Origin of the sequence: Janthinobacterium rivuli, assembly GCF_009208735.1 — a bacterium.
Lineage (GTDB): Bacteria > Pseudomonadota > Gammaproteobacteria > Burkholderiales > Burkholderiaceae_D > Janthinobacterium.
In genome coordinates, this window is sequence record NZ_WFLJ01000013.1 from 141185 (window position 1) to 164352 (window position 23168).

20 protein-coding genes and 1 pseudogene are annotated in these 23168 nt (G+C 66.6%); 12 read left to right on the top strand and 9 right to left on the bottom strand.

Translation table 11 applies throughout. The annotated features are described in order from the left end of the window. Positions 1–120: 120 nt before the first annotated feature. The 5 genes from GCN78_RS18580 (at position 121) to GCN78_RS18600 (ending at position 7465) form a co-directional block, all read left to right on the top strand. Entirely contained in the window at positions 121–1770 is a 1650-nt protein-coding gene (locus GCN78_RS18580; RefSeq protein ID WP_226939712.1) for a DUF4394 domain-containing protein, read from the top strand. Positions 1771–2109: 339 nt separating this feature from the next. Continuing rightward, complete coding sequence (locus tag GCN78_RS18585; protein ID WP_152253012.1) at positions 2110–4869, top strand: DUF4962 domain-containing protein; 2760 nt, start codon at positions 2110–2112, stop codon at positions 4867–4869. A gap of 133 nt (positions 4870–5002) precedes the next feature. Next, a complete protein-coding gene (locus GCN78_RS18590) occupies positions 5003–6283 on the top strand; it encodes an arsenic transporter (protein WP_152253013.1) in 1281 nt (426 codons plus the stop codon). A gap of 46 nt (positions 6284–6329) precedes the next feature. After that, entirely contained in the window at positions 6330–6959 is a 630-nt protein-coding gene (locus GCN78_RS18595; RefSeq protein WP_152253014.1) for a Rossmann-fold NAD(P)-binding domain-containing protein, read from the top strand. A 47-nt stretch (positions 6960–7006) separates the two neighbouring features. Continuing rightward, positions 7007–7465 carry a GNAT family N-acetyltransferase gene (locus GCN78_RS18600; protein ID WP_152253015.1) on the top strand — a complete coding sequence of 153 codons (459 nt, stop codon included), beginning with the start codon at positions 7007–7009 and terminating at the stop codon, positions 7463–7465. Here GCN78_RS18600 and GCN78_RS18605 read toward each other — a convergent pair whose 3' ends face one another. The 3 genes from GCN78_RS18605 to GCN78_RS18615 all read right to left on the bottom strand — a co-directional run bounded on the left by GCN78_RS18605 (position 7466) and on the right by GCN78_RS18615 (position 9746). After that, on the bottom strand, positions 7466–8392 hold the full coding sequence (locus GCN78_RS18605) for a DUF2145 domain-containing protein (protein ID WP_152253016.1): 927 nt from the start codon (positions 8390–8392) through the stop codon (positions 7466–7468). Further along, positions 8389–8820: a hypothetical protein gene (locus GCN78_RS18610; protein ID WP_152253062.1), complete on the bottom strand. Its 432-nt coding sequence runs from the start codon at positions 8818–8820 to the stop codon at positions 8389–8391. The genes GCN78_RS18605 and GCN78_RS18610 overlap by 4 nt, the downstream gene beginning before the upstream one ends. Before the next feature lie 92 nt (positions 8821–8912). Further along, on the bottom strand, positions 8913–9746 hold the full coding sequence (locus tag GCN78_RS18615; RefSeq protein ID WP_226939713.1) for an HDOD domain-containing protein: 834 nt from the start codon (positions 9744–9746) through the stop codon (positions 8913–8915). 252 nt (positions 9747–9998) lie between these two features. Here GCN78_RS18615 and GCN78_RS18620 point away from each other — a divergent pair, with 252 nt between their 5' ends. Next, on the top strand, positions 9999–10331 hold the full coding sequence (locus GCN78_RS18620; RefSeq protein WP_152253017.1) for a (R)-mandelonitrile lyase: 333 nt from the start codon (positions 9999–10001) through the stop codon (positions 10329–10331). A 17-nt stretch (positions 10332–10348) separates the two neighbouring features. On the opposite strand, the gene GCN78_RS18625 is transcribed toward GCN78_RS18620, so the two are convergent. After that, a complete protein-coding gene (locus tag GCN78_RS18625; protein WP_152253018.1) occupies positions 10349–11446 on the bottom strand; it encodes an acyl-CoA dehydrogenase family protein in 1098 nt (365 codons plus the stop codon). A 151-nt stretch (positions 11447–11597) separates the two neighbouring features. Between GCN78_RS18625 and GCN78_RS18630 the strand changes: the two genes are divergently transcribed. Next, positions 11598–13259: a SulP family inorganic anion transporter gene (locus tag GCN78_RS18630; protein ID WP_152253019.1), complete on the top strand. Its 1662-nt coding sequence runs from the start codon at positions 11598–11600 to the stop codon at positions 13257–13259. Between the two features lie 49 nt (positions 13260–13308). Then, entirely contained in the window at positions 13309–13929 is a 621-nt protein-coding gene (locus GCN78_RS18635; protein WP_152253020.1) for a ParB-like protein, read from the top strand. 6 nt (positions 13930–13935) lie between these two features. Here GCN78_RS18635 and GCN78_RS18640 read toward each other — a convergent pair. The 3 genes and pseudogenes from GCN78_RS18640 to GCN78_RS18650 form a co-directional block, all read right to left on the bottom strand. Then, positions 13936–14145, bottom strand: a pseudogene (locus tag GCN78_RS18640) (DUF4337 family protein); the annotation flags it as partial. Positions 14146–14206: 61 nt separating this feature from the next. After that, entirely contained in the window at positions 14207–14821 is a 615-nt protein-coding gene (gene gstA, locus GCN78_RS18645) for a glutathione transferase GstA (protein WP_152253022.1), read from the bottom strand. 108 nt (positions 14822–14929) lie between these two features. Then, the gene (locus GCN78_RS18650; protein WP_226939714.1) at positions 14930–15817 is read right to left on the bottom strand and encodes a LysR family transcriptional regulator; all 888 of its coding nucleotides are present in this window, start codon (positions 15815–15817) and stop codon (positions 14930–14932) included. 71 nt (positions 15818–15888) lie between these two features. On the opposite strand from GCN78_RS18650, the gene GCN78_RS18655 reads away from it, so the two are divergent. Further along, positions 15889–17277 carry an MFS transporter gene (locus GCN78_RS18655; protein WP_152253024.1) on the top strand — a complete coding sequence of 463 codons (1389 nt, stop codon included), beginning with the start codon at positions 15889–15891 and terminating at the stop codon, positions 17275–17277. Here the strand turns inward: GCN78_RS18655 and GCN78_RS18660 are convergent. Further along, entirely contained in the window at positions 17257–18117 is an 861-nt protein-coding gene (locus GCN78_RS18660; RefSeq protein WP_152253025.1) for a LysR substrate-binding domain-containing protein, read from the bottom strand. The two genes, GCN78_RS18655 and GCN78_RS18660, sit on opposite strands and share 21 nt — an antisense overlap. Before the next feature lie 118 nt (positions 18118–18235). On the opposite strand from GCN78_RS18660, the gene GCN78_RS18665 reads away from it, so the two are divergent. From GCN78_RS18665 to GCN78_RS18675, 3 genes are all read left to right on the top strand, one after another. Further along, positions 18236–19771, top strand: a complete 1536-nt coding sequence (locus tag GCN78_RS18665) for an MFS transporter (RefSeq protein ID WP_226939715.1) — start codon at positions 18236–18238, stop codon at positions 19769–19771. A 47-nt stretch (positions 19772–19818) separates the two neighbouring features. Next, the gene (locus GCN78_RS18670) at positions 19819–20616 is read left to right on the top strand and encodes a TOTE conflict system archaeo-eukaryotic primase domain-containing protein (protein WP_152253026.1); all 798 of its coding nucleotides are present in this window, start codon (positions 19819–19821) and stop codon (positions 20614–20616) included. 148 nt (positions 20617–20764) lie between these two features. Further along, a complete protein-coding gene (locus tag GCN78_RS18675) occupies positions 20765–21997 on the top strand; it encodes a hypothetical protein (protein WP_152253027.1) in 1233 nt (410 codons plus the stop codon). Between the two features lie 104 nt (positions 21998–22101). Here GCN78_RS18675 and GCN78_RS18680 read toward each other — a convergent pair whose 3' ends face one another. After that, positions 22102–23163, bottom strand: a complete 1062-nt coding sequence (locus GCN78_RS18680; protein ID WP_152253028.1) for an NAD(P)H-dependent flavin oxidoreductase — start codon at positions 23161–23163, stop codon at positions 22102–22104. Between the last annotated feature and the right edge of the window lie 5 nt (positions 23164–23168).

Sequence of the window (23168 nt, forward strand, 5' to 3'; positions counted from 1 at the left end):
GCAACACTTTTTTTGCGTGGCTGCATCCAAATGCGCGCATGGCGGGTAGTACAGGGGTGCGCTCGCCGCGACAGCGGCCTGGGCGTCACTTCCCTACACTCACTTACCGGAGTCACGCTCATGTCCACGCTGCCATCCCTGCCATTTGCCAAGCTGCTGCTCGTTTCCGCCGTCGCCATGTCGCTCTCCGCCTGCGGGGGAGGCGGCGGCCATGATGACGTCGTCGTTACGCCACCGCCGCCGACCGTCGTCACGGGCGATGTCTTCGTGCTGACGGCCAGCAACAAACTGCTGTCGTTCGACCGCGCCACACCCGGCACCATCCGCAGCACGGCCACCATCACCGGCTTGCAGGCGGGGGAAAACCTGCTGGGCATCGATTTCCGGCCCGCCGACGGGCAGTTGTACGGCATTGGCAGCACGGGGCGCCTCTATACCCTGAACGGCGGCACGGGCGCGGCCACCGTCAAGGCCAGCCTGGCGGCCGACGCGGCCGACACCACGGCGCCATTCACGGCGCTGGCCGGCACGCAGTTCGGCGTCGATTTCAACCCCGTCGCCGACCGCCTGCGCATCGTCAGCAACACGGGGCAAAGCTTGCGTATCAATGTCGATACGGGCGCCACCACGACGGATGGCGACATCAACGGCGGCGCGGCGGGCGCCGCCATCACGGCCGCCGCCTATACCAACGGTTTTGCCGGCACGGCCAGCACCACCTTGTTTGTCATCGACGGGGCCAACGCCACGCTGTACACGCAAAATCCGCCCAACAACGGCAACCTGGCCGGCGCCGTGCCGCTGGGCGTGGCCGCGACCAGCGTGGCCGGCTTCGACATCGATGCGCGCACGAACACGGGTTACGCCGTCATGACGGTGGCCGGCGCGCGCAATCTGTACAGCGTCAACCTGGCGGCGGCCAGCGCCCCGGCGACCCTGGTGGCGGCCATCGGCGTGACGGAAGAGTTGCGCGGCATCGCCTTGAAAACGCCGGCGGCGCCCGTCGCCTATGGCTTGACGGACGATGGCCGCATCGTCACCTTCAAGACGGCCACGCCAAACATGCTCGATGCCAACGTGGCCGTCACGGGCCTGGCGGCGGGCGAGCGCCTGCTGGGCTTTGACATCCGTCCCAAGGATGGCTTGCTGTACGGCATTTCCTCGGCGGCGCGCATCGTCACCATCGACCCGGCCACGGGCGCGGCCACCCTCAAGGCGACGCTGGCGGCCGACGCGGCGGACGTCAGCGCGCCGTACACGGCCATCGTCGGCACGGCCTTCGGCGTGGATTTCAACCCCGTCGCCGATCGGCTGCGCGTGATCGGCAACACGGGGCAAAGCCTGCGCATCAATGTCGACACGGGCGCCACCACCACCGACGGCGCCATCAACCGTGCCGGCGCCTCACCCGTCGTCACGGCGGCGGCCTATACCAACAGCTTTGCGGGCACGGCGGCGACCATGCTGTTCGATATCGACACGGCCAGCGCCAGTCTCGCCCTGCAAAATCCACCGAATGACGGCACCCTGGCCAATGTGGGCCTGCTGGGCGTGGCGGTGGCGGGCGACGCGGGCTTCGATATCGCGGGCGGCGCCAACGGGCTGGTGCTGGCTGCGCTGCGCACGGCGGCCGGCGGCCCCAGCTCCCTGTACCGCATCGACCTGGCGACGGGCGCGGCGGTGCCGAGCGGCGGCGCGGCCACGCTGGCCGCCTCCGCCATCGGCAATGGCACGGTGGGATTGAGCGATATCGCCATCGTCCTGAAATAAGGCAGTTGCGGCGCGGCCTTTGCATTCATTCAATCATTTCACTATTATGGAATGATTGTTGACATGCACAGGCTGCGGCGCATGGTGCCCGCGAGCCGCACCGCACGGGACATTCGCCGCATGGTGACCGCTTTCCCCATCTTTCTCGCCACCTTAATCCGCGTCACCAGCCTGCTGCTGGACACTGCATGGCAAGACGGGTGTATTGGTGTTCAAAAAATAATTTCAAAATAATAAGATTGCCGCGTTTTGGTGTTATTATTAAAATAACATCACTATTCCTCATTTCACGATGCTGGTCTAGTGTCTTTCCTGGTTCACATTTCAAGAGGAGCATGCATGCGTCAGTCCCACGTCGCGCTGTTGTTATCGGTTTGTATGGGGGGAGCGCACGCCGCGCCCGCAATCCTGGCATTCGATGCCGACCACCTGAAGGTGGTTGAGGGCCAGCCGGTGCGCCTGCACTGGGAGGTGAGCGGGGCCGCCACGGTCATGCTGAATGGCGTGCCGGTCAGCGGCAACAGCCAGATTGTCAGGTATGTGGCCGGCGACGCCGCCACCTTGCGCCATACCTTGACGGCCAGCACGCCTGGCGAGGGGGAAACCGCCACGCGCACCATCGAACTGTCTGCCGGGGTCGTGCTGGACAAGGACTATATTCCCGAAGCGTACGCGGCCGGCTGCAAACCCGTGCAGGAGCGCGATTTTGTCCTCAGCCATGAGTATGCGCGCATCGAGCCGCGCGACTGCACCTCCGTGAAGGTGCGCAACCCCGTGTTTGTCTGGCCGGAGATTTATAACGTCACGCAGATGGTCTTGACGGTCAATTTCCCCAGCGGAAAGAGTCCATTGCAGATACCCACGACGCGCACGTCGCTGATCCTGCCGGAACTGTTGAGTGAAACCGGGCTGTACACGTGGCAGGTGCAGTATCGCCTGCCGAACGGCCAGAGCAGGTCCGGCGAGGTCCGGCGCTTTCATTTCGACGGCAATGCCGTCGACAATCTGCCCGACCTGCCCACCGCCGCCGAAGTCATGGCCAGGATAGGACCGCGCTTGCATCCGCGTATCGTTCCGCTGGCCGCCGATGGCCAGGTCATGCAAGCCTCGGCCATCCACGCCGCCGTGCAGGCCAGCCCCCTGGCCGCGTCCTACAAAACGTATCTGGACGAGGCGGAGCAGGTACTGGCCAATGCACTGTACCCCATGCCCGCGGAGCCCATCGGCCTGGCGGCAGCCACTATCGCCGATGCAGCGTTCAGGGCGGCCCAGGGGATAGAGCGGCTGTCCGTGGCGGCGCTGCTCAAGGGCGACCAGCGCTATCACGCACTGGCCATCGCCCGCCTGCTGCAACTGGCCAGCTGGGCACCCGACGGCGATACCGGCGAATGCCGGCAGGACCAGGCCAACAGGCAGATCATGGTCACCCTGGCCCAGGGGCTGGACATGTTTTACAACAACATGACCAGGGAGGACCGCTATGTGCTGATGAATGTGATCAACCAACGGCTCAACCCGCTGATGTACAAGATGGAGGCGGGCTTGCGCGCCAATCCGTATGACTCCCATGTGCTGGCCGCCGCCTACTATGCGGTGCAAACCCTGATGCTGTCGGCCGGTGCCGTCGGCCAGGGACCGGCCGGCGACGTGACGTTTGAACAGGGAGCCCAATTTGGTATGGCCTGCAATGCAAAAGACAAGCCGCTGGCGCCGGTTGACCGTTTCTCCGTGGCCTGGGAAACGCTGATCACGAGTTCCGGCACCTGGGGCGGCGGCACGGACAGCGCGTTTGGCAATGGTGTAAGTTACGCGTGGAACACGCTCAATGCCTATGCGCCGGCCTTGGCCTCGTATCTGCTGATGGCCAACGTGGATCTCAGCCGTATCCCCGCGCTGCGGCAGTTCGGCGACAATTTCCACGCGCAGACGGTGCGGGGCCGCTGGAGCAAGGTGCGCGGCGCCTTCGGCGACGGCAGCAACCTGACGGGAAACTATGAATCCTATGCCTGGAACTCCTACCGCCTGTTCGCCCAGATATCGCAAGATCCTGTCGACGAATGGTATTACAGGGACAATATTGCGCAGACCCAGAAGCTGGCCTTGCCTTTCCATCATTATTTTCTGACGGCAGTCAGGCCACCCGTTGAACCCGCCGTGCTCCCCGCATTGAAACGGACGTATCTGTTCGAGGATGCGGGTGTGGTCGCCATGCATTCCAATACGGCCGATCCGCAGCGTTCCAGCCTGTTTTTCCGTTCCAGCCGTCTCGGCTCCATCAACCACAGCCATGCGGATAACAATGCGTTTACCTTTGTGTCAAAAGGGAAGAGTATTTTCATTTCGGGCGGCACCTATAATGAATTCGGCAGTCTGCCGGAGCAGCGGATCAGACGCGCCACGCGCTACAAGAATGCGCTGACGTTCGACGCGGGCGAGGGATATGAGGACGCCGGCCTGGGCCAGGCGGAGCCGGCGGCCAGCCCCGTCGCGCCGGGAGCGCCGCTGTTTTATATGCAGCCACATGGCAGGCTGATCAATTTTCATGCGGCCGAGGCGAGCGACTGGTCGGTCGCCACCGGGGATGCCACGCACGCCTACCGCAGCCGCGACATAAAAACGTCGGTCTGGAATCCCTTGCTGCAAGGGGCGGTGCGCACCGTCGCCTATAACCCGAAGGCAGGCGTGGCCCTGATCTACGATTGGGCGCAGAGTGCGACCAAGCGCCGCTGGCAGATGAATTACCAGACGCTGGTGGCGCCGGTGGACATCGGCGCGCGTGACTTCAAGGTCGACGCGGGCGACGGCGTCAGCGTCTGCGTCAGCTATCACGGCTATGACGGAACGTATGCGGCGCCGGAAAAGATGTCCGAGGCGGCCCTGCATGCGGGTCTGGCATGGCCGACAGGTGAGCCGGAGCAATATCACACCGCGTACAAGACCAATATACGCAGCAATTCCATGGCCAGCCTGATCGTCCTGAAGGAAGACTGCAATGCCGTTCCCGTGACGGCCGAGTATTTGTCGGCGACCAAGCTGCTCGTGAAGGTCGATACGAGCTGGTTCATCTTCGACAAGAAGGCGGTGCAGCTGTCCGAGTAACTGGAGGGAATGCCTGGCCGGTGAATCATTGCTTTGATTCCATTTGATATTTCCAGTATTATGGAATCATTGCATTCATTCACCGGCCTCGGCGCGATTGCGCGCCTTGCCGCCTTCTCCGGAACCTCGCCGCATGCTGACCGCTTTCCTGATCTTTCTCGCCACCTTAATTCTCGTCATCTGGCAGCCGCGCGGCCTGGGCATCGGCTGGAGCGCCGTCATCGGCGCCGGCGTCGCCTTGCTGGCCGGCGTGATCCACTGGGGCGACATCCCCGTCGTCTGGCATATTGTGTGGAACGCCACCGGCACTTTCGTTGCCGTGATCATCATCAGCCTGCTGCTGGACGCGGCCGGCTTCTTCGAATGGGCCGCGCTGCACGTGGCGCGCTGGGGCGGGGGCAGCGGCAGAAAACTGTTCGTGCTGCTGATCTTGCTGGGCGCCCTGGTTTCCGCCGTGTTCGCCAATGACGGCGCCGCGCTGATCCTGACGCCCATCGTCATCGCCATGCTGCGCGCGCTGAAGTTTTCCACCAGGGCCACGCTGGCCTACGTGATGGCGGCCGGCTTCATCGCCGACACGGCCAGCCTGCCGCTGGTGGTGTCGAACCTGGTGAATATCGTCTCGGCCGATTTCTTCAAGATCGGTTTTGCCGAGTACGCTTCCGTGATGGTGCCCGTCAACGTCGTCGCCGTGCTGGCAACGTTGGGCGCCTTGCTGCTCTTTTTCCGCGATGATATCCCGCGCGACTACGATGCCTCGCAGCTGAAACGCCCGGACGCCGCCATCCGCGACTTGCCTACCTTCCGCGCCGGCTGGCTGGTGCTGGCGCTGCTGCTCGTAGGTTTTTTCTCGCAAGAAAGCCTGGGCGTGCCCATCAGTTTGATCGCCGCCGTGGGCGCCGCGCTGCTGCTGGGCGTGGCGGGCAAGGGCCACGTGATTTCCACGCGCCACGTGCTGCGCCATGCGCCATGGCAGATCGTCGTCTTTTCGCTGGGCATGTACCTCGTCGTGTACGGCTTGCGCAATGCGGGCTTGACGGCTTACCTGACGGGCATGCTGAACCACTTTGCGCAGTACGGCGTGTGGGGCGCGGCCATGGGCACGGGCGTGCTGACGGCCTTATTGTCGTCCGTGATGAACAACCTGCCGACCGTGCTGGTGGGCGCGCTGGCCATCGACCCGACGACGGCGCAGGGCGCCGTGCGCGAAGCGATGATCTATGCGAACGTCATCGGCAGCGACCTGGGGCCGAAGATCACGCCCATCGGCAGCCTGGCCACCTTGCTGTGGTTGCACGTGCTCGACAGCAAGAATATCCACATTTCCTGGGGATACTATTTCCGCGTCGGCATCGTGCTGACCTTGCCCGTGCTGTTGCTGACCCTGGCCGCGCTGGCGCTGCGCCTGTCCTGAGTTCCGTGTATGGTGGTGGCTGTGAGCAACTTTATACTGGGAAACGATGAAACTATTGCTCGTTGGCGCTACCGGTCTCGTCGGCAGCGAAGTGCTGCGCCTGGCGTTGATGGATGCGCGCGTCAGCCGGGTCGTCGCGCCCGTGCGCAAGGCCTTGCCGGCGCACCCGAAGCTGGATGCGCCCCTCGTCGATTTCGACCGCTTGCCGTCCGGCGCGCCCTGGTGGCAGGCGGACGCCGTCATCTGCACCCTGGGCACGACCATGAAGCTGGCGGGCACGCGTCAGATATTTTCGCGCGTGGACCATGACTATCCGCTGGCCGTGGCGCGCCTGGCGCTGGCGGCCGGCACGCGCACGTATGCGCTCAATTCCGCCGCCAGCGCCAACGCCGCTTCGCGCTTCTTCTACAACCGCGTCAAGGGCGAACTGGAGCGCGACCTGGAAGCGCTGGGTTTCAGATCGCTCACGCTCGTGCGACCGGGCCTGATCGGCGGCCGGCGCGCCGTGGCGCGGGCGGGCGAGGGCGCCGCCTTGCGCATCCTGCGCGTGCTGGCTCCCGTGCTGCCGCGCCGCTGGCGCATCAATCCCGCGCCGCGCATCGCCAGCGCCTTGCTGGAAGCGGCGCTGGCCGGCGCGCCGGGCGTGCACGTGGTCAGCCCGGAGCAGCTGGTCTGAAGACGCACCCCTTATAATTACCTGTCATGTTTTTTTGAGCACGCAAAATGCAAACAGTACGCCCTTACCAGGCCGGCGACCGCGACGCCTGCCTGGCGCTGTTCGACGGCAATACGCCGCGCTTTTTCGACCCGTCCGAGCGCGCCGACTTCGCCGCCTGGCTCGATACCTCGACGCATCCGTACCTGGTCATTCTGCGCGACGGCCGCATCGTCGCCTGCGGCGGCCACGCCATCGAGGCGGATGGCACTGCGGCCAGCCTGTGCTGGGGCATGGTGGCGCAGGATGCGCACGGCCAGGGACTGGGCCGCGCACTGACGCAGGCGCGACTGGACGCCATCCGTGCCGTGCCGGGAGTCGCCCGCGTGAGGATGAATACCAGCCAGCACACGCAGGGCTTTTATGCGGGCTACGGTTTTGAGGCCGTCAAGGTGACGCCGCACGGTTTCGGGCCGGGCATCGAGCAGTGGGACATGGTGTTGCAGCTAGGGGCGTTTCAGCCTTGATCAGTCGAGCGCGATGACCCGGTCGTTTGCGCCGGGCACGCAGCCGTCGGCGATCGGCTCCCAGCCCCGGTGCACCACCACCTGCTTGCCGTCGTGGCAGATTTCCACGCGTTCGCTGGCGGGCAGGCGCTGGCGCGCGAACGCTTCCAGGCTGGCCGGCAGGCTCACCGCCAGCCGCATCGTGCCGATGGCTTCCGGCGGATGGTCGTCCATATGCACGAGGGGCACGAAGATCGAACCGAGCATCAGCCAGCGCGCGCCCACGTCGACGGGGGCGGGTGCATATGAGGCGGCGCGCAGCCAGTCCTGGGCGCGGGCGCGCAAGTCGCCGCCTGCGGCCAGCTCGCCCCAGGCGGCGGCCAGCATTTCCGCCACCCACTGATTGCAATTCTGGTATTTCAGGCTGAACGCATACGCGTTGGCGCTGTAGCGGCCCGCCAGCAACTGCTGCACGCGCACGGGGTCGAGCAGGGCGCGGCGCAGGGGCGGCACGGTTTCCGCCGGCAGTTTCACGACAGAGATGTAGCCGAGCGACGGATTGTCCGTGCCCATGGCGAAACCGGCCGTGCCCTGGTCGAAGATGCGCGGACGGCCTTCGTCGCAGGCGTAGTACAGCTGGCGCGCGGACCAGCCATTGTCATTGTCGTGGCGCCAGGCCAGCGCCGCGTGCGAATAGCGGATGCCGAAGCGCGCCAGGTCCAGGCCCGAGCGGCTGATCAGGGCCACGCTGCCTACACTGGCGGCCAGTTCCTCGCGCACGACGGCGGCAAAGCGCAACAGACGGTCCTGTTCCGTGGCCGTGAGTTCCTGCGCGCGGTCGCAAAAGCGCGCGGAGGCGAGCGAGGTGCCTGCCTGGGCCGCGCCGACACTGAAGAGGGCGCAAATGGCCAGCAGCAGCGCCGGGCGGCGCGGGAGAAAACGAATCAAAGGCTGACGGGACGCGTGGCCAGTTCGCCGTACCAGTCGTCGGCCAGCACGAGGAAGAAGGCGGCGCGCGTGTCGTTGCGCGAGAATTCAATGCCGTAGGCGCGGTTTTGCGCATGCACCACGTCGCCTTGCGCCAGCTGCTGCTTGTCGAGCGCCGCCTGCGGCAAGTCCAGCACCAGCGGCGTTGCCGTGGCGTCGGCCTGCATGGTCAAACGCGTCATGCCGTCGCGGCCCGGCACGGCGGCCACGTCGATGATGCGGTAAGGGCCATTGGCCACCTTGTTGTCGCGCGAGGAGCTGTTGCTCGAACCGTTGAGCGAATCGGAAATGCTGCCGCTCGACTGGGAACCGGCGCTGGAGGCCGAGGAAACGAAGCTGTCGGCGTTGGCGTTGCACGCCATGGTCAGAGCTGCGGCCAGGCCGAGCATGCGTAAGGAGGTAGTCAAGGCAGTTTTCCAGTGGGCGTCAATGAAAGCGGACCGGGTCCATCCCGGCCCGCGCCATCATAGCAGATCGGCCATCAGCTGAGCAGTACCTCGATCAGGCCCTGCGCCTCGGCCGACGGCTGCGTGCGCAGCGCCTGCAGCACGGGATCGTGTTCCAGATAGGCTTGCAGCGGCGCGCTGACGGTGACGCTGGCCTGCGGCAGCGGCGAAGGGACGGGCGAGAGCGCCTTGGCCAGCAGCAGGGTGTCGCGCAAGCCTTCGGGCGGCAGCATGATGGTCGAGCCGGGCAAGGCGTTGACGGCGTCGGCCACCGCCTGCGGCACGCCCAGCTGGCGCATCAGCGCGCGGCCGATCACTTCCAGCGTGGACGCCATCTGCGTTTCCAGCTGGGCGTACAGGCCCGGGGTCTTGTCGGCCTGGGCCAGCATATAAAAGCCGGCCACTTCATGCACGATGCCGGCGAACAGGGCCGTATCGGCATCCGTCTGCGTGACGGCGCCGGCTAGCGCATGCGCCAGCGCCGCCACATGCACGGTGTGCGCCCACAGCTGGGTAGCGCGGGCGCGCAAGGCTTCGTCGCGGATGCCCGCGTTCAGCTGGCGGATCACGGCCGCCGTCGCCAGCGCATACAGGTTGCGGTGGCCCAGCCGCTCGACGGCGGCGCGCACGCTGGTGATGGCGGGCGCCTGGCCCGGCGCGAACAGGGCCGAATTGGCCAGCGCCACGGCGCGTGCCGACAAGGTCGGTTCGCACAGCAGCAGCCGGCTGATGTCGGCCGAGTGGCAATCCGGATTGGCCAGTTCCTTTTGCAGGAGCAGGGCTGTATTGATGCTGGTGGGAAAGGCCAGGGTTTCCGTTTCGGCGCTGGCCAGGAGTTGCGCCAGGCTGCTGAGCGTGTTGACGTGCATGGATAGGGGAGCGAGAAGTAGCAATGCCCCCATATTATCAGGCAATCCGGCCCGCATGGCGTCCGCCAGCCTTTCCTGTGAGTCACGCCGCGCATCGGCCGCGCATCGGCCTGATTCATCAGCCCAGCTTATAGGCCCTAGCGGGTTTGCGCCGCTAATCAGCGCGGGCCAGCGCTGTTAAGCTCGGATTTCGGGACAGGCGCCGCCGGCTGCCCGTGGAATTTGTCATACCGGCAAGAAAGGAAGTCAGCCATGCATCGATACGCCGCGGCACTCTTGCCGCTTTGCCTGCCCGCCGGGGCCGGCGCCATCGTCACGTTTGCGCCCGGCGCGCGCACGGCCTGGCATACGCATCCCCTGGGCCAGACCCTGATCGTCACGCAAGGCCAGGGCTGGGTGCAGCACTGGCAGGGGCCGCTGCAAGCGCTGGCCGTGGGCGACGTGGCGTGGATACCGCCCGGCGTCAAGCACTGGCATGGCGCCACGGCCACGTCCGCCATGCAGCATGTCGTCATTGCAGAGGCGCAAGATGGCACGGCCGTCAGCTGGCTGGAACAGGTGACGGACGACAGTTATCCGCGCTAAGGCGCTGGTCGGGCAGCTTAGGGTAGCAGCAGCGCATGCTGGCTGGCCGTGTGGAAATCGCGCCAGACGCGGTTGATGGTGCTGTCTTCGCGGGCCGCGTACAGGCCGCAGTACGGATACAAGCCGTCGACGGCTGCGCGCGCGACGGCCACCAGGGCCAGCGAACTGTCCTGCACGGCTTGCATGCCTTCCGTGTCGAGCGCCGCCCCCCCGGCAACTTTTGCCCAGCTGTCGTCCAGCACGGCGTAGAAACGCGTCCGGGCGCTGGCAAGCGCGTCTTTCCTGCCTTGCAGCATGGCGGCCACTTCCGGCACGTCCAGCAGCGGCAAGCCGGCACGCGCATGGCGGCGGTGGCGCATGCCTTCCTCGGCCAGCCGCATGAAATGCGCAGCCATGCCGGCCACGTTGGCGGCCAGGGTCACGTAGGCCAGCGAATAGAACGGGTAGCGGTACAGGGGGCCATCGGCCGTCGCGGCGGAGGGATCGATGGTGAAACCATATTCTTTGGCAAGCCAAGCGCCGTCGATGCGGTAGCTGTGCGAGGCGCTGGCGCGCATGCCGATGCTGTTCCATGAGGGCACCAGCTGCACCAGGGCGGCGGGCACGAGGAAGGCGCGGATGCGCGGCTTGCCTTCGTCATCGAGCAGGGGCTGGCCGGCGCGCCGCAGCCGCGCGTTCAGGGTGAAGTGGGTGGCCATGGGCGCGCCGCTGGCGTAATCCCAGCTGCCCGTGATGCGGTAGCCGTCGCCTTCCTCGTCCGCGTAGCCGGTGGCCGCGCCGCTGCCGCCCAGGCAGACGCGCGGCGTGCCGATGATGGCCCGCGCCACGTCGGGCGCCAGGAAGCCGGCGAACCAGCCCGCGCCCGCGCACAGGGTCAGCACCCAGCCCATGCTGCCATCGACGGCGGCCACGGCTTCTTCCAGGCGCACCACCTGCGGCAAGGGCAGCTCGGCGCCGCCCGCGCCGCGCGGCGCCAGCATCGTCAGCCAGCCGCGCCGGTGCAGCAGGGCTTGCTGGGCCGGATGCAGGAAGCGGGCGGCGTCGGCCGCCGGGGCGTGGCGGGCGATGCGGCGCGCGTCGGATGCGGAAAGGGTAGCGATGGCAGCGTGCGGCATGGGCAGAATCCGGCAATGGCGAAGGCGGGCATTTTCGCACAGTGTGGGGCGCGGGAGCCAGCTATTGCCGTCCATGCCGGCAGTGGTGGCCGGGAAGGCATTTTTGCCGCATCATGGAGGCGGCATGTGCCATCCACCCGGGACCGTCACCATGAGCGCATCGGCTGCGACGCAAATGAACCGTTGGCAAGATGCCAGCGCCGGCCTGTCGATCGCCGGCCTGCTGCTGCCGGAGGCGGTGGCGTATGCCAGCATCGGCAACCTGGCGCCCCAGGCGGGCATCCTGGCTCTGTTTGCGGGCTTGCTGTGCTATGGCGTGCTGGGCACGAGCCGCTTTGCCATCGTTTCGGCCACCTCGTCCTCGGCCGCCGTGCTGGCCGCCGCCATGGCGTCCATGCCGGGCGGCACGGCGGGGCACCGGCTGATGCTGATGGCGGGACTGGTGATGTTGACGGGGGCATTTTTCCTGCTGGCCTGGCTGGCCAGGCTGGGCAGCATCACGGAATTCATCGCCAAGCCCGTGCTGCGGGGCTTTTCCTTCGGCCTGGCCATCGTCATCATCGTGAAACAGCTGCCTGGCGTGCTGGGCGTGCAGCCGGCGCACGGCGACGTGCCGCATCTGCTGGCGGGTCTGCTGGCTGGCGCTGGGCAGTGGAACGGGAGCGGCGCCGGCCTGTGCGCGGCGGCGCTGCTGTCGCTGTTCCTGCTGCGGCGGCTGCAGCGCTGGCCCGCCGGCCTGATCGTCATCGCGCTGGGCATCGCCGCCGGGCAGTGGCTGGACTTGCCGCGCCACGGCGTGGCCCTGGTGGGCGCCATCGATGTCCGCCTGGCCATGCCGGTCTTGCCGCGCCTGACGCAGGGGGAATGGACGCGCCTGGCCGAGCTGGCGTTTGCGCTGGCGCTGATCCTGTATGCGGAATCGTATGGCGCCATCCGCAGTTTTGCCTTGAAGCATGGCGATGGCGTGGCGCCCGAGCGCGACTTGCTGGCGCTGGGCGCGGCGAACGTGGTGGCGGGCCTGTTCCAGGCCATGCCGGTGGGCGCCGGCTATTCGGCCACCTCCGCCAACGAGGCGGCCGGCGCCACCTCGCGCCTGGCCGGGCTGGTGGCGGCCGCCGTCGTGGGCGTCATCGTGCTGACCCTGCTGCCGCTGGTGGCCCTGATCCCCGTGCCCGTGCTGGCCGCCGTGGTCATCCATGCCGTCAGCCATACCCTGAACCCAGTTTCCTTGCGTCCCTATTTCACCTGGCGCCGCGACCGCCTGCTGGTGCTGGCGGCGATTGCCGGCGTGCTGCTGTTCGGCGTGCTCGACGGTTTGCTGGCGGCCATCGCCATGAGCCTGCTGCTGATGCTGCGCCGCCTGTCGCGGCCGGGCCTGTCCGTGCTGGGGCGGCTGGGCGACAGCCACGATTACGTGAAGCTGACCCTGTACCCGGCGGCCCGCGCGCGGCCCGACCTGCTGATCCTGCGCCTCGATGAACCCTTGTTCTTCGTCAATGCCGAGCGCAGCCTGCGTCTGGCGCGCGCCATGCTGGAGGAGCGGGCCGGTCCACTGTGCAAGGTGATCCTCAGCCTGGAAGAGTCGCCCGACCTCGACGGCAGCAGCGTCGAAGCCTTGCGCGATTTTGCCGCGTTTGCGCGCCAGCGGGGGCTGGCCCTGGCGCTGGCGCGGCTGAAGGAGCCGGCATGCGCCGTGCTGCAACTGGCGCTGCGCGACATGCTGGCCGTCCAGGCGGGGCCGGCGCTGCTGCTCAGCGAATTGAGCGTGGCCGAAGCGGTGCGCCTGCTGGACGGCGCCGCGCCTGAAAAGTAGCGGCGACTATGCTACGCTGGCGGCCAGGCGATGCATCCCGGGAGTTGGCATGACAAGCGTGAAACCGCAACTGGTCAAGGCAAGGCTGAACAAGCTGCTGCCCACGCAAATCACGGTGGGCATGGCGGAGGTGGCGCTCAAGCGCGCGCATTGGGCCAGCCTGGGCCGGAAGGCGAGGGCGGCGGCGCTGGCCGATCACTGGTTTCCCAGCATCATCGGCCCGGAAGGGCGCCACTACATCGTCGACCACCACCATTTCGGCCTGGCGCTGCATCAGGAAGGCGTCAAGAGCGTCAGGCTGATGATCCTCAAGGATCTGTCCTGGCTGGAGCCGCTGCACTTCTGGCATGTGATGGATCACCACCAGTGGGTGCATCCGTACGACAGCGAAGGCTTGCGCCGCGATTTTTCCGCCATCCCCAGGCACCTGAGCGGCTTGCACGACGATCCCTACCGCAGCCTGGCCGGAGAATTGCGCAGCGCCGGCGGCTACGCCAAGGACGTGACGCCGTTCAGCGAATTCCTGTGGGCCGATTTCTTGCGCAGCCGCATCGCGCCGGCCAGCCTGCAAAAGAATTTCCCGAAAGCATTGGAGCAGGCCATGATGCTGGCGCGCAGCCAGCAGGCGCGCTATTTGCCGGGCTGGAGCGGCATCGTGCCGCCCGCCTGACGGCCGCTACAGCAGGAAGGCGCTGGCCGCCGCCAGTATGCCGGCCGCCGCCGCGCCCACGGAACCCCACAGCAGCCAACGGCGCCGCGTCAGCACGGTGATGGCGGCCAGCGCCACGGCGATCTGGATGAAGGTCAAGGCCATGGCCAGCCGTTCGTGCGGACGCAGCTTGGCTTCCGACGCCTCGCCCAGTGTTTTCGACTGTTCTTCCAGCTGGCGCGCACCTCGGGCACCGTGGCCAGCGCGGCCGTCGCTTCGGCGATGTGTCCCTTCGTCGTCAAGCGCCTTTGGCGAGGCCTTCCGCCGCCAGCGCCGCCTTGACGCTGTCGCGCTGGGCTACGCGGGCCAGGAAGGCTTGCACATTTGCCAGGCCCGACAAATCCACGCCCACGCCTGGCGCCCAGCCCGTGATGACGAACAGGTAGGCGTCGGCGACGGTAAACGTGTCGCCCGTCAGGTAGGCCTGGCCTTCCAGGCGGCTGTCGATCCACTTGTATTTCTTGCCCAGTTGCTGGACGAACAAGGCCTTGGTGGCGGCGTCGATGCGGGGGTCGAACAGGGGACTGAACGATTTGTGCAACTCGGAGGTGATGTAGTTCTGCCATTCCAGCACCTTGTAGCGGGCAAGACTGCCCACGGGCGGCAGCAGGTCCTGCCGGCCCGCCTGTTCGGCGACGTACTGGGCGATGACGGGGCCTTCGCTCAAGGTCGTGCCATCATCGAGGGCCAGCAGCGGCACCTGGCCTTTCGGGTTGAGGTCATAGTAATTGCCGCCATCCTGCGTCTGGTGCTGGCCCAGGTCGACCTTGGCCAGGGTGAACGGCGTGCCCGTTTCGCGCAGGATGATGTGCGGCGCCTGCGAGCAGGCGCCCGGCGAGTAAAAGAGTTTCATGGCGATCCTTGAACAGGTGGGAAAGCAGTCACTATAGTCCTGTGCCGCCGCACGGTAAACGCATGTTCGTTTGGCGACTGCCCACGTCCGGTGGACGATTGCGCTGGCTCATACCCCGCGATAGCGCAAGGTGTCGAGCAGCAAGGTAAACGCGGGCGACGGGTGGCGCCGGCTCGGGTAATATAGCTTGTAGCCCGCATACGCGGGGCACCACTCGTCCAGCACGCGGATCAGCCGGCCATCGGCCACGTAGGGCAGCACGACGTCTTCCGCCATGCAGGCCAGGCCCAGGCCGTCCAGCGCCGACTGCAGGCGCATGGCCATGTTGTTGTAGATCATCTGTCCTTCCACCCGCACTTTCAGCTCCTGTCCATCCTTGGAAAATTCCCAGGCGTACAGGCCGCCAAGAGTGGGCAGGCGCATGTTGATGCAGTTGTGCGCCATCAAGTCCTGCGGCGTGACGGGCGGCGGAGTCCGGCTGAAATACGCTGGCGAGGCAACGATGGCCATGCGGAAATCCGGACCGATGGGCATGGCGATCATGTCCTTGGCCACTTGCTCGCCCAGGCGCACGCCCGCGTCGCAGCGCGCGGCCACGATATCGGTCATGCCGTTGTCGACGACGACTTCGATGTGGATGTCGGGATAGTTCGGCAGCAAGCGGGCGATGGCCGGCTGCAGGACGGTGAGCGCCGCGTGTTCTCCCGCGCTGATGCGGATGTTTCCGGCCGGTTTGTCGCGCCGCTCGCTGAGCAGGGCCAGTTCCGCCTCGATCTCGTCGAAGCGGGGCGCCACCGTGCACAGCAGCTGTTCACCCGCTTCCGTGGGCGAGACGCTGCGCGTGGTGCGCACCAGCAGGCGCAGGTCGAGCCGCGCTTCCAGGGTGCGCACGGTCTGGCTCAGCGCCGATTGCGACACGCCCAGCTTGCCCGCCGCCCGGGTAAAGCTGCCTTCGCGGGCCACGGCCACGAAGGCGAGGATGTCTTTCCAATTCATTAGCTCTGCTAATAAGTTCATGCAAACTTTAGCATCTATTCATGGCAATGCGCCAGCTGTACAGTGTTGGCATGAACAATCTTCCTGCCAGTTCCGCCGCGCCGCACAAGGCGGCCATCCTCGCCATCATCCTCGTCAGTTACGTGATGATCGTGCTCGACACGTCCATCGTGCTGACGGGATTGCCAAAAATCCACCAGGAACTGGGCTTTACGGATACGGGCCTGGCCTGGGTGCAAAGCGCCTACACCTTGACGTTTGGCGGCTTGCTGCTGCTGGCCGCGCGCGCCGGCGACGTGCTTGGCCGGCGCCGCCTGCTGCAGCTGGGCCTGGCGCTGTTCACGCTGGCGTCGCTGGCCATCGGCCTGGCGCGCTCGCCGGCCATGCTGGTTGCCGCGCGCGCCATCCAGGGCGTGGGCGCGGCCATTCTGGCGCCTTCGACCCTGGCCCTGCTGCAAACCACGTTTGCGGAGGGGCGCGAACGCACGCGGGCCATCGCCCTGTACAGCGCGGTGGCGGGCATCGCCGCCAGCGTGGGCCTGGTGCTGGGCGGCGTGCTGGCCGAGTGGCTATCGTGGCGCGTGGGTTTCTTCATCAACCTTCCCATCGGTGCCGCCATGCTGGTGGCCGCGCGCCGCTATATCGCCGACAGTGAAACCACTCGGGGCCGCTTCGACGTGGCCGGCGCGGCCAGTTCCACCCTCGGCATGTCGGCCCTCGTGTATGGCTTGATCCGCTCGGCCGGCGCCGGCTGGGGGGATGCCTTGACGCAAGCTGCGCTGGTAGTGGGCGTGTTGTTGCTGGCCGCTTTCATCCTCATCGAACGGCGCGCCGCGCAGCCCATCCTGCCGCTGCGCCTGTTTGCCGATCGGCAGCGCAATGGCGCGTATGGGGCCAGGGTATTGTTCATGGGCGCCATGATCGGGTTTTTCTTTTTCACCACGCAATTGCTGCAAGTGGTGCTCGGTTATCCGCCCTCGCTGACGGGCCTCGCTTTCCTGCCCATGACCCTGGTCAACTTCGGCGTGGCCCTGTGCGTGCCGCGGTTGACGCGCCGGCTCGGCAATGCGCGCCTGCTGGCGATGGGACTGGGCTTGACCATGCTGGGCATGGCCTGGCTGAGCCGTGTCGACGCGGGCACGGCGTACTGGCTGGGCGTGGCCCTGCCCATGGTGCTGATCGGCGCGGGGCAGGGCATGGCCTTGAGTCCCCTGACGGCGGCCGGCGTGGCCGGCGTGCCGGCGCAGGATGCGGGCGCCGCCTCGGGCGTCGTCAACGTGGCGCACCAGCTGGGCAGTTCGCTGGGGCTGGCGGCGCTGGTGGCGATCTCGGCCTTTGGCGCGCACCAGTTCGCCGGCGTGGCGCTGCTGGCGCACCGCGTGACGCTGGCCCTGGGCAGCGCGGCCGCTATGCTGGCACTGGCCTTGCTGCTGGTGCTGTCAAGCCGCCGCGGCGGCTGACCACTCGCGCAGCAATTGTCCGAACGCGTCGGCCGCCGCCGTGCTGCCGGCGGCGCGCCACAGCAGCTGGAACGCAGCGGCGGGCAGGGCGGGCAAGCCGTGCCGGCCATCGATGACCACCATGCCCGGCTCCAGGTCGCCTTGCGGCAGGGCCGTGACGGCCAGCCCAGCCAGTACGGCGGCGCGCAAGCCCTGCTGGCTGGGCGAGGTGAACGCCACGCGCCAGTCGAGGCCGGCGCCATCGAGGGCGTCGACGCCCACTTGCCGGTGCATGCAGGGCGCCGGCGAAAACGCCAGCGGCAGCGGCGCCTGACCGTCGTGCCGGAAATCGTGCGCCGCGGCCCAGACGAAGCGCGTGCGGCGCAGCACGGCCGCCTCATCCTGGCCATCGGCCAGGGCCATGACGACGGCCAGGTCCAGCGCATCGGCGGCGACCATTTTCTGCAAGTCAAGATAGGTGCCGACCGTCACATCCAGGCGCACGGCGGGGAACAGGTGCGCGAACTGCGCCAGCAGGGCGGGCAGGCGCGCGCCCATGAAATTTTCCGGCACCCCGAAGCGCACGGCGCCCGCGATCGCGGAACGCTGGAAGCGCCGCGACAGGGCATCCTGCGCGGCGAGGATCTGCCGCGCGTGGCGCAGGAAATCCTCGCCATCTTCCGTCAGGCGCAGGCTGCGCGTCGTGCGCACCAGCAGCGTCGTGCCCGCCTGTTCTTCCAGGCGGCGGATCTGGTGGCTGACGGCGGACTGGCTCAGGTGCAGCCGTTCGGCGGCGCGCGTAAAGCCGCCCGTGTCCGCAACGGCGACCAGGGCGCGCAGCAGGGCGGTATCGAAGTCCATGGGGTTCCCGTGATTCATGATGAAAATGAATGAATTGTACAAAATTTTATCATTTCCCTCATGAGTTCAGGCTTTCTAGAATGGCGGCTCGCAGTGCGCCGCCTCTACGCGCCCCTCCATGACCACCGACATCAAGGCTTCGATGCACCTGACTACTTCACAACAAAACTCGCTGACCCTGGCCGCCGTGTGCCTGGCCTCGCTCATGTTCGGCCTGGAAATTTCCAGCGTGCCCGTCATTCTGCCCACTCTGGAAACCGTGCTGCATGGCGACTTCAAGGACTTGCAGTGGATCATGAACGCCTACACCCTGGCGTGCACCACCGTGCTGATGGCCACGGGCACCCTGGCCGACCGCTATGGCCGCAAGCGCCTGCTGCTCGCCAGCTTGGCGCTGTTCGGCGTCAGCTCCCTCGCATGCGGCTGGGCCGGCGGCACCGGCGTGCTGATCGCCGCGCGCGCGCTGCAGGGTGCGGCCGGCGGCGCCATGCTGATTTGCCAGGTGGCCGTGCTGTCGCAGCAGTTCCCGGCGGGCGCCGCGCGGGGCAGGGCGTTCGGCGCCTGGGGCATCGTGTTTGGCCTGGGCCTGGGCTTTGGCCCCATCATCGGCGCGGCCATCGTCGCGCTGTCGAACTGGCAATGGGTATTTCTCGTGCACGGACCGCTGGCCGTCGTCGCGCTGCTGCTGGCGGCCCTGGGCGTGAGCGAATCGCGCGATCCGCAGCGGCGCAAGCTGGATGTGGCGGGCATCGTCACCCTGTCGCTGGCCGTGTTCAGCCTGGCATGGTGCATCACGCAGGGGCCGGCGCTGGGTTTCACGGACCCGCGTACGCTGGCCAGCCTGGCCGTGGCGCTGGTCAGTCTGATGCTGTTTGTCATGATCGAGAAGCGCCAGGCGGCACCGATGGTCGATTTTTCCGTGTTTCGCATCCGCCGCTTCTCGGGTGCGCTGCTCGGTTCGGCGGGCATGAACTGCAGTTTCTGGCCGCTCATGATCTATCTGCCCCTGTATGTGCAACATGGCCTCGGCTACGGCAGCCTGGCCACGGGCCTGACCTTGCTGGCCTACACCTTGCCCACCTTGCTCGTGCCGCCGCTGGCCGAGCGGCTGGCGCTGCGCTACCGGGCCGATGCGGTGATTCCCGCCGGCTTGCTGGCCATCGGCACGGGCTTGCTGCTGATGTGCTGGGGCAGCCGCGCGGACGCCGCCAGCTGGCTGACGATCCTGCCCGGCTGCCTGCTGGCCGGCACGGGGCTGGGCTTGACCAACACGCCCGTCACCAACACGACGACGGGCGCCGTGCCGGGCGAACGGGCCGGCATGGCGTCCAGCATCGACATCAGCGCGCGCATGGTCAGCCTGTCGATCAATATTGCGCTGATGGGCTTTATCCTCATCAACGCCATCGAGTCCGTCTCGCGGCCGCATCTGCCCGGCGGCCTGGACGGGGCCGCCTTGCGCGCCTTGGCGGAGGATTTGTCGGCTGGCAAGGGTGCCGGCGCGCTGCCGGCCGGCGTGGCGAAGCTGGCATTGGCGCAAGGCTTTGGCGCCGTGATGCTGTACGGCGGCGTGGCCGCCTGCCTGTTCGCCGTGGCCAGCTGGCTCGTGTTTGGCGTCGGACGGACGGGTACCTTCAGGCTTGGGAAGCTATAATCTGCGCACGTTGACAAGTGTAGCTCAACGTTATTACGAGGCCGCCCATGCATAAATTGATTTCCGAACTCACCCGTTTATATCTGTTCGAGGAACGCCAGCATTATGTCGATGCGGACGGCGGCGCGCAGCCTTTGATGCCGGCCGTGCTGGCGCGCCACTTGGCGGGAGAGCAGACGGTGGCCGTGCAACTCGTGAGCGAGGGCGGCCTGACGCGCGCGCTGGTGCTGGAGTTTGGCGGCAAGGGCGGCGGCGAGGCGCACTGGAGCGCGCTGTGCACGATCGCCAATGCCGTGCAGCACGAGCTGGACTTGCCGGCGCCCGCTGTCAGCATTTCCGGCACGGCGTTCCAGCTGTGGCTGTCGTTGGCCACGCCCGTGCCCGCCGCCCAGGCGCGCCAGTTCGTGCAGCTGCTGCGTTCCACTTTTTTGCCTGCCTCGACCGACATTCTCGCCGTGGCGCCGCCCGCTTACGTGGAGCAGGTGGCGCTGCCGCCAAGCCTGCAGCCGTCCGGCAAGTGGGCCGCCTTCATCCACCCCAGCATGGGCGCCGCCTTTGTCGACGAGCCGGGCCTGGACATGCCGCCGCCGCCCGCCGCCCAGCTGGGCTTTCTGGAGGGCTTGCGCAGCATTAACCCGGCCCAGTTCGCGCAGGCGCTGGCGAAATTGCAGGGACATGCGAGGCTGGCGGATGCCGCACCCGCGCCTGTCCCCATGGCCGCCCCTCCTGCGGCACCGTCCGCCACCGCGCCTGGCTTGCTGCTGCAGGACGCCACCCTGGAAGACATCGTGCGCTGGCTGCATGCGCGCAATATTGAGCCGACCTTTCGGCATCGGCTGCCCTGATCGTCCGGCTTGCTGCCGGCAGCCTTGAACAATTGTTGTGGAAATGCAACCAGCGAAATAAATCACCCGCGCGTGGCATTTGGAGATTGTCTTTCTGGTATGGCGGCAGGAAGATGCAAACTCTTCAATTCCAAAAACGGGGATGGCCATGCAACGTACACGCCTTTTTGCCGCAACGCTGATCTTGTCGTTCCAGTGCTCCACTGCCTTTGCTGTCGTCTCCGTCAAGAGCCTGACGGCCAATATACAGAAGGAAAAGAATGCCGTTGACCTCGGCAACGAGCTGAATAGCTTTTTCAAGAATGGCGGCTGTGTCTTGCCCAAGGAGTTGACGAAAAAGCTGGACAAGAAGGACAAGGCCTACATTCCTGGCGAGCTGAAGAGCATACTGGCCAGCGACCTGGTGGCGGAAGTCGACAAGTATTCGGGCCAGAGCGTGTTGCGTGTACTGAATACGGCCATCTTCGTCGATACGAAATCGAGTGCCCGGCAGGTGACATTGACCGGTGCGGAAACCTATACGGGCTACGACCCGCTGCGCAATATGGATACGCAGACGAATAATTTTGCCTATGCGATGGATTGCTCGGGCTTCCTCAATTCGTCCATCAGCGTTGCCGGCGGCATTTCCGGCAATGACGGCGCCATCGCCGCAAAGAATGCGCTGGAGACAAAAAAATCCATGCTGGCGGTCAAGGCCTCCGTCTTTTCCCCGATTGCGCTGGCGCTGGCGCCCGATATCGGCGGCAACCTGACCCGCCGCCAGCGCATCAGCGTGCTGTACTCGCTGTCGCGGGAAATCCGCGGCGCGGACCCCGCCGCGCCCGACAGCACCAAGGTGTCGTCGGGCAGGATGTTTCCCGCCGTGTGGATTTCCAGCGCGGGCGCATCGTCGTTCCAGGGCCAGACCACGCTGTCTGGCAATGCCGGTGCGGGGATCGGCGTGCTATCGGCCTCCGCGAATACGGCTGGGAACGCGACTTTCTCCAAGAGCATTTCGTTCAGCCAGTTTGATACCTATATCATCAACTCGCAGGAAATTTCTACGGTGGAAACCGATTTGAAGACCATACACGAGACGGTCGTCCAACTGGTCAACGCCACGCCCAATGCCACGCGCCTGGTGCAGGTGGATCAATCGTTCCAGGTGGCTTTCGACTTGCCGCGCCTGATCTGCCAGAAAAACTGGACGATCCGCAGTGCCAGGACGCCAGCAGTGTCGCTGCCGGGCACGGTACAGATCGCCGATGGGCAGTCCCGCTGCGAAATGACGATCAGTCCCGCAGCGCCATTGGCCAATGATGAAACCGGCCTGGTCCTGGAAGCGGCAAGCGACTTGACGCCGGAACTCAAGTTCGTGCTCAAGGCGCCGCTGCGCTAGCCTGGCCCGCGCCGCCGTCGCCCGCCCTTGCGCGAGCAATGTCCCGGGCGCGACATCGTGCTATGGGGCGGCGACGCCAGCGCGACGGCTGGCGGCACAATAAATCAGGCCGCCATTTCCCCAAGCAGCGTGGAGATCAACTGCGCGGCCGGCATGGCCCGCGCCAGCGGCGCCCCTTGGCCGGCCCAGTACGCGCCAAACTCACTGTTGCCGTGCTGGCTGGCCAGCGCGTTCAATCGTTTGGCGGCATCGTAGGCGACGGGATAGTCGGCCGGCGCCGGGCTGCCCGGCGCTTCGGCGTACTCGATGAAGCGGTTGTCGATGCCGCGCGCCAGGCGGCCGGACAAGGTCGCCGTCAAGCGCGTGCTTGCCGCCCGTTCGCTGTGCAGCTTGGCCCGGTAACCCGCATTGGCCGCCGATTCCGGGCACAGCACGAACGCCGTGCCCAGCTGCGCGGCCGCGGCGCCCAGGTCCAGCGCGGCGCGGATGCCTTGTCCATCCATGATGCCGCCGGCGGCGATCAGGGGGAGCGCGGTGCGACCCGCCAGCAGGCGCAGCAGGACGCCGGTGCTGTGGCGCTCGTCCGGCGCTTGCGGATCGAAGACGCCGCGATGCCCGCCCGCTTCCACGCCCTGCGCCACGATGGCGTCGACCCCCGCCTGTTCGATCAGGATTGCTTCGCGCACGCTGGTGGCCGTGGCCAGCGTGTAGATGCCGGCCTGGCGCAGGGCGGCGATCTTTTCCGTCGACGGCAAGCCGAAATGAAAACTGACGACGGCGGGACGCAGTTCCAGCAACAGCTCGAACGCCGCCTCGTCGCCGAGAAACGTTGGATAGATCTCGTCGAGCGCCACCGGCACGGCCGCGCCCAGCTCGGCAAACAGGGGCGCCAGATGGGCCAGCCAGGCCGCTTCCCTGTGCACATCCCGGACGGCAGGCGCATGGCAGAACACATTGATATTGAAGGGCTTGTCCGTCAGCGCGCGCGTGTCGACGATCATCTGGCGCGCCTGCGCCACCGTGCCGGCGCCGATCGCCAGCGAACCGAGGCCGCCCGCATGCGAGACGGCGGCGGCCATGCGCGGCGTGGAGACGCCCGCCATCGGCGCCTGGATGATGGGGAACCGCAGGCCGAGGCGGTCGAGGAAGCGTTCGATTGAAGTCATGATGT

Coding starts and splice junctions, on each gene's coding strand:
- GCN78_RS18660 (WP_152253025.1), bottom strand. CDS start 18,117: ATGGACTTCGATACCGCCCTGCTGCGCGCCCTGGTCGCCGTTGCGGAC.
- GCN78_RS18665 (WP_226939715.1), top strand. CDS start 18,236: ATGACCACCGACATCAAGGCTTCGATGCACCTGACTACTTCACAACAA.
- GCN78_RS18680 (WP_152253028.1), bottom strand. CDS start 23,163: ATGACTTCAATCGAACGCTTCCTCGACCGCCTCGGCCTGCGGTTCCCC.
- GCN78_RS18595 (WP_152253014.1), top strand. CDS start 6,330: ATGAAACTATTGCTCGTTGGCGCTACCGGTCTCGTCGGCAGCGAAGTG.
- GCN78_RS18580 (WP_226939712.1), top strand. CDS start 121: ATGTCCACGCTGCCATCCCTGCCATTTGCCAAGCTGCTGCTCGTTTCC.
- GCN78_RS18630 (WP_152253019.1), top strand. CDS start 11,598: ATGAGCGCATCGGCTGCGACGCAAATGAACCGTTGGCAAGATGCCAGC.
- GCN78_RS18675 (WP_152253027.1), top strand. CDS start 20,765: ATGCAACGTACACGCCTTTTTGCCGCAACGCTGATCTTGTCGTTCCAG.
- gstA (WP_152253022.1), bottom strand. CDS start 14,821: ATGAAACTCTTTTACTCGCCGGGCGCCTGCTCGCAGGCGCCGCACATC.
- GCN78_RS18670 (WP_152253026.1), top strand. CDS start 19,819: ATGCATAAATTGATTTCCGAACTCACCCGTTTATATCTGTTCGAGGAA.
- GCN78_RS18625 (WP_152253018.1), bottom strand. CDS start 11,446: ATGCCGCACGCTGCCATCGCTACCCTTTCCGCATCCGACGCGCGCCGC.
- GCN78_RS18610 (WP_152253062.1), bottom strand. CDS start 8,820: ATGCTCGGCCTGGCCGCAGCTCTGACCATGGCGTGCAACGCCAACGCC.
- GCN78_RS18590 (WP_152253013.1), top strand. CDS start 5,003: ATGCTGACCGCTTTCCTGATCTTTCTCGCCACCTTAATTCTCGTCATC.
- GCN78_RS18620 (WP_152253017.1), top strand. CDS start 9,999: ATGCATCGATACGCCGCGGCACTCTTGCCGCTTTGCCTGCCCGCCGGG.
- GCN78_RS18600 (WP_152253015.1), top strand. CDS start 7,007: ATGCAAACAGTACGCCCTTACCAGGCCGGCGACCGCGACGCCTGCCTG.
- GCN78_RS18635 (WP_152253020.1), top strand. CDS start 13,309: ATGACAAGCGTGAAACCGCAACTGGTCAAGGCAAGGCTGAACAAGCTG.
- GCN78_RS18615 (WP_226939713.1), bottom strand. CDS start 9,746: ATGCACGTCAACACGCTCAGCAGCCTGGCGCAACTCCTGGCCAGCGCC.
- GCN78_RS18655 (WP_152253024.1), top strand. CDS start 15,889: ATGAACAATCTTCCTGCCAGTTCCGCCGCGCCGCACAAGGCGGCCATC.
- GCN78_RS18585 (WP_152253012.1), top strand. CDS start 2,110: ATGCGTCAGTCCCACGTCGCGCTGTTGTTATCGGTTTGTATGGGGGGA.
- GCN78_RS18650 (WP_226939714.1), bottom strand. CDS start 15,817: ATGAATTGGAAAGACATCCTCGCCTTCGTGGCCGTGGCCCGCGAAGGC.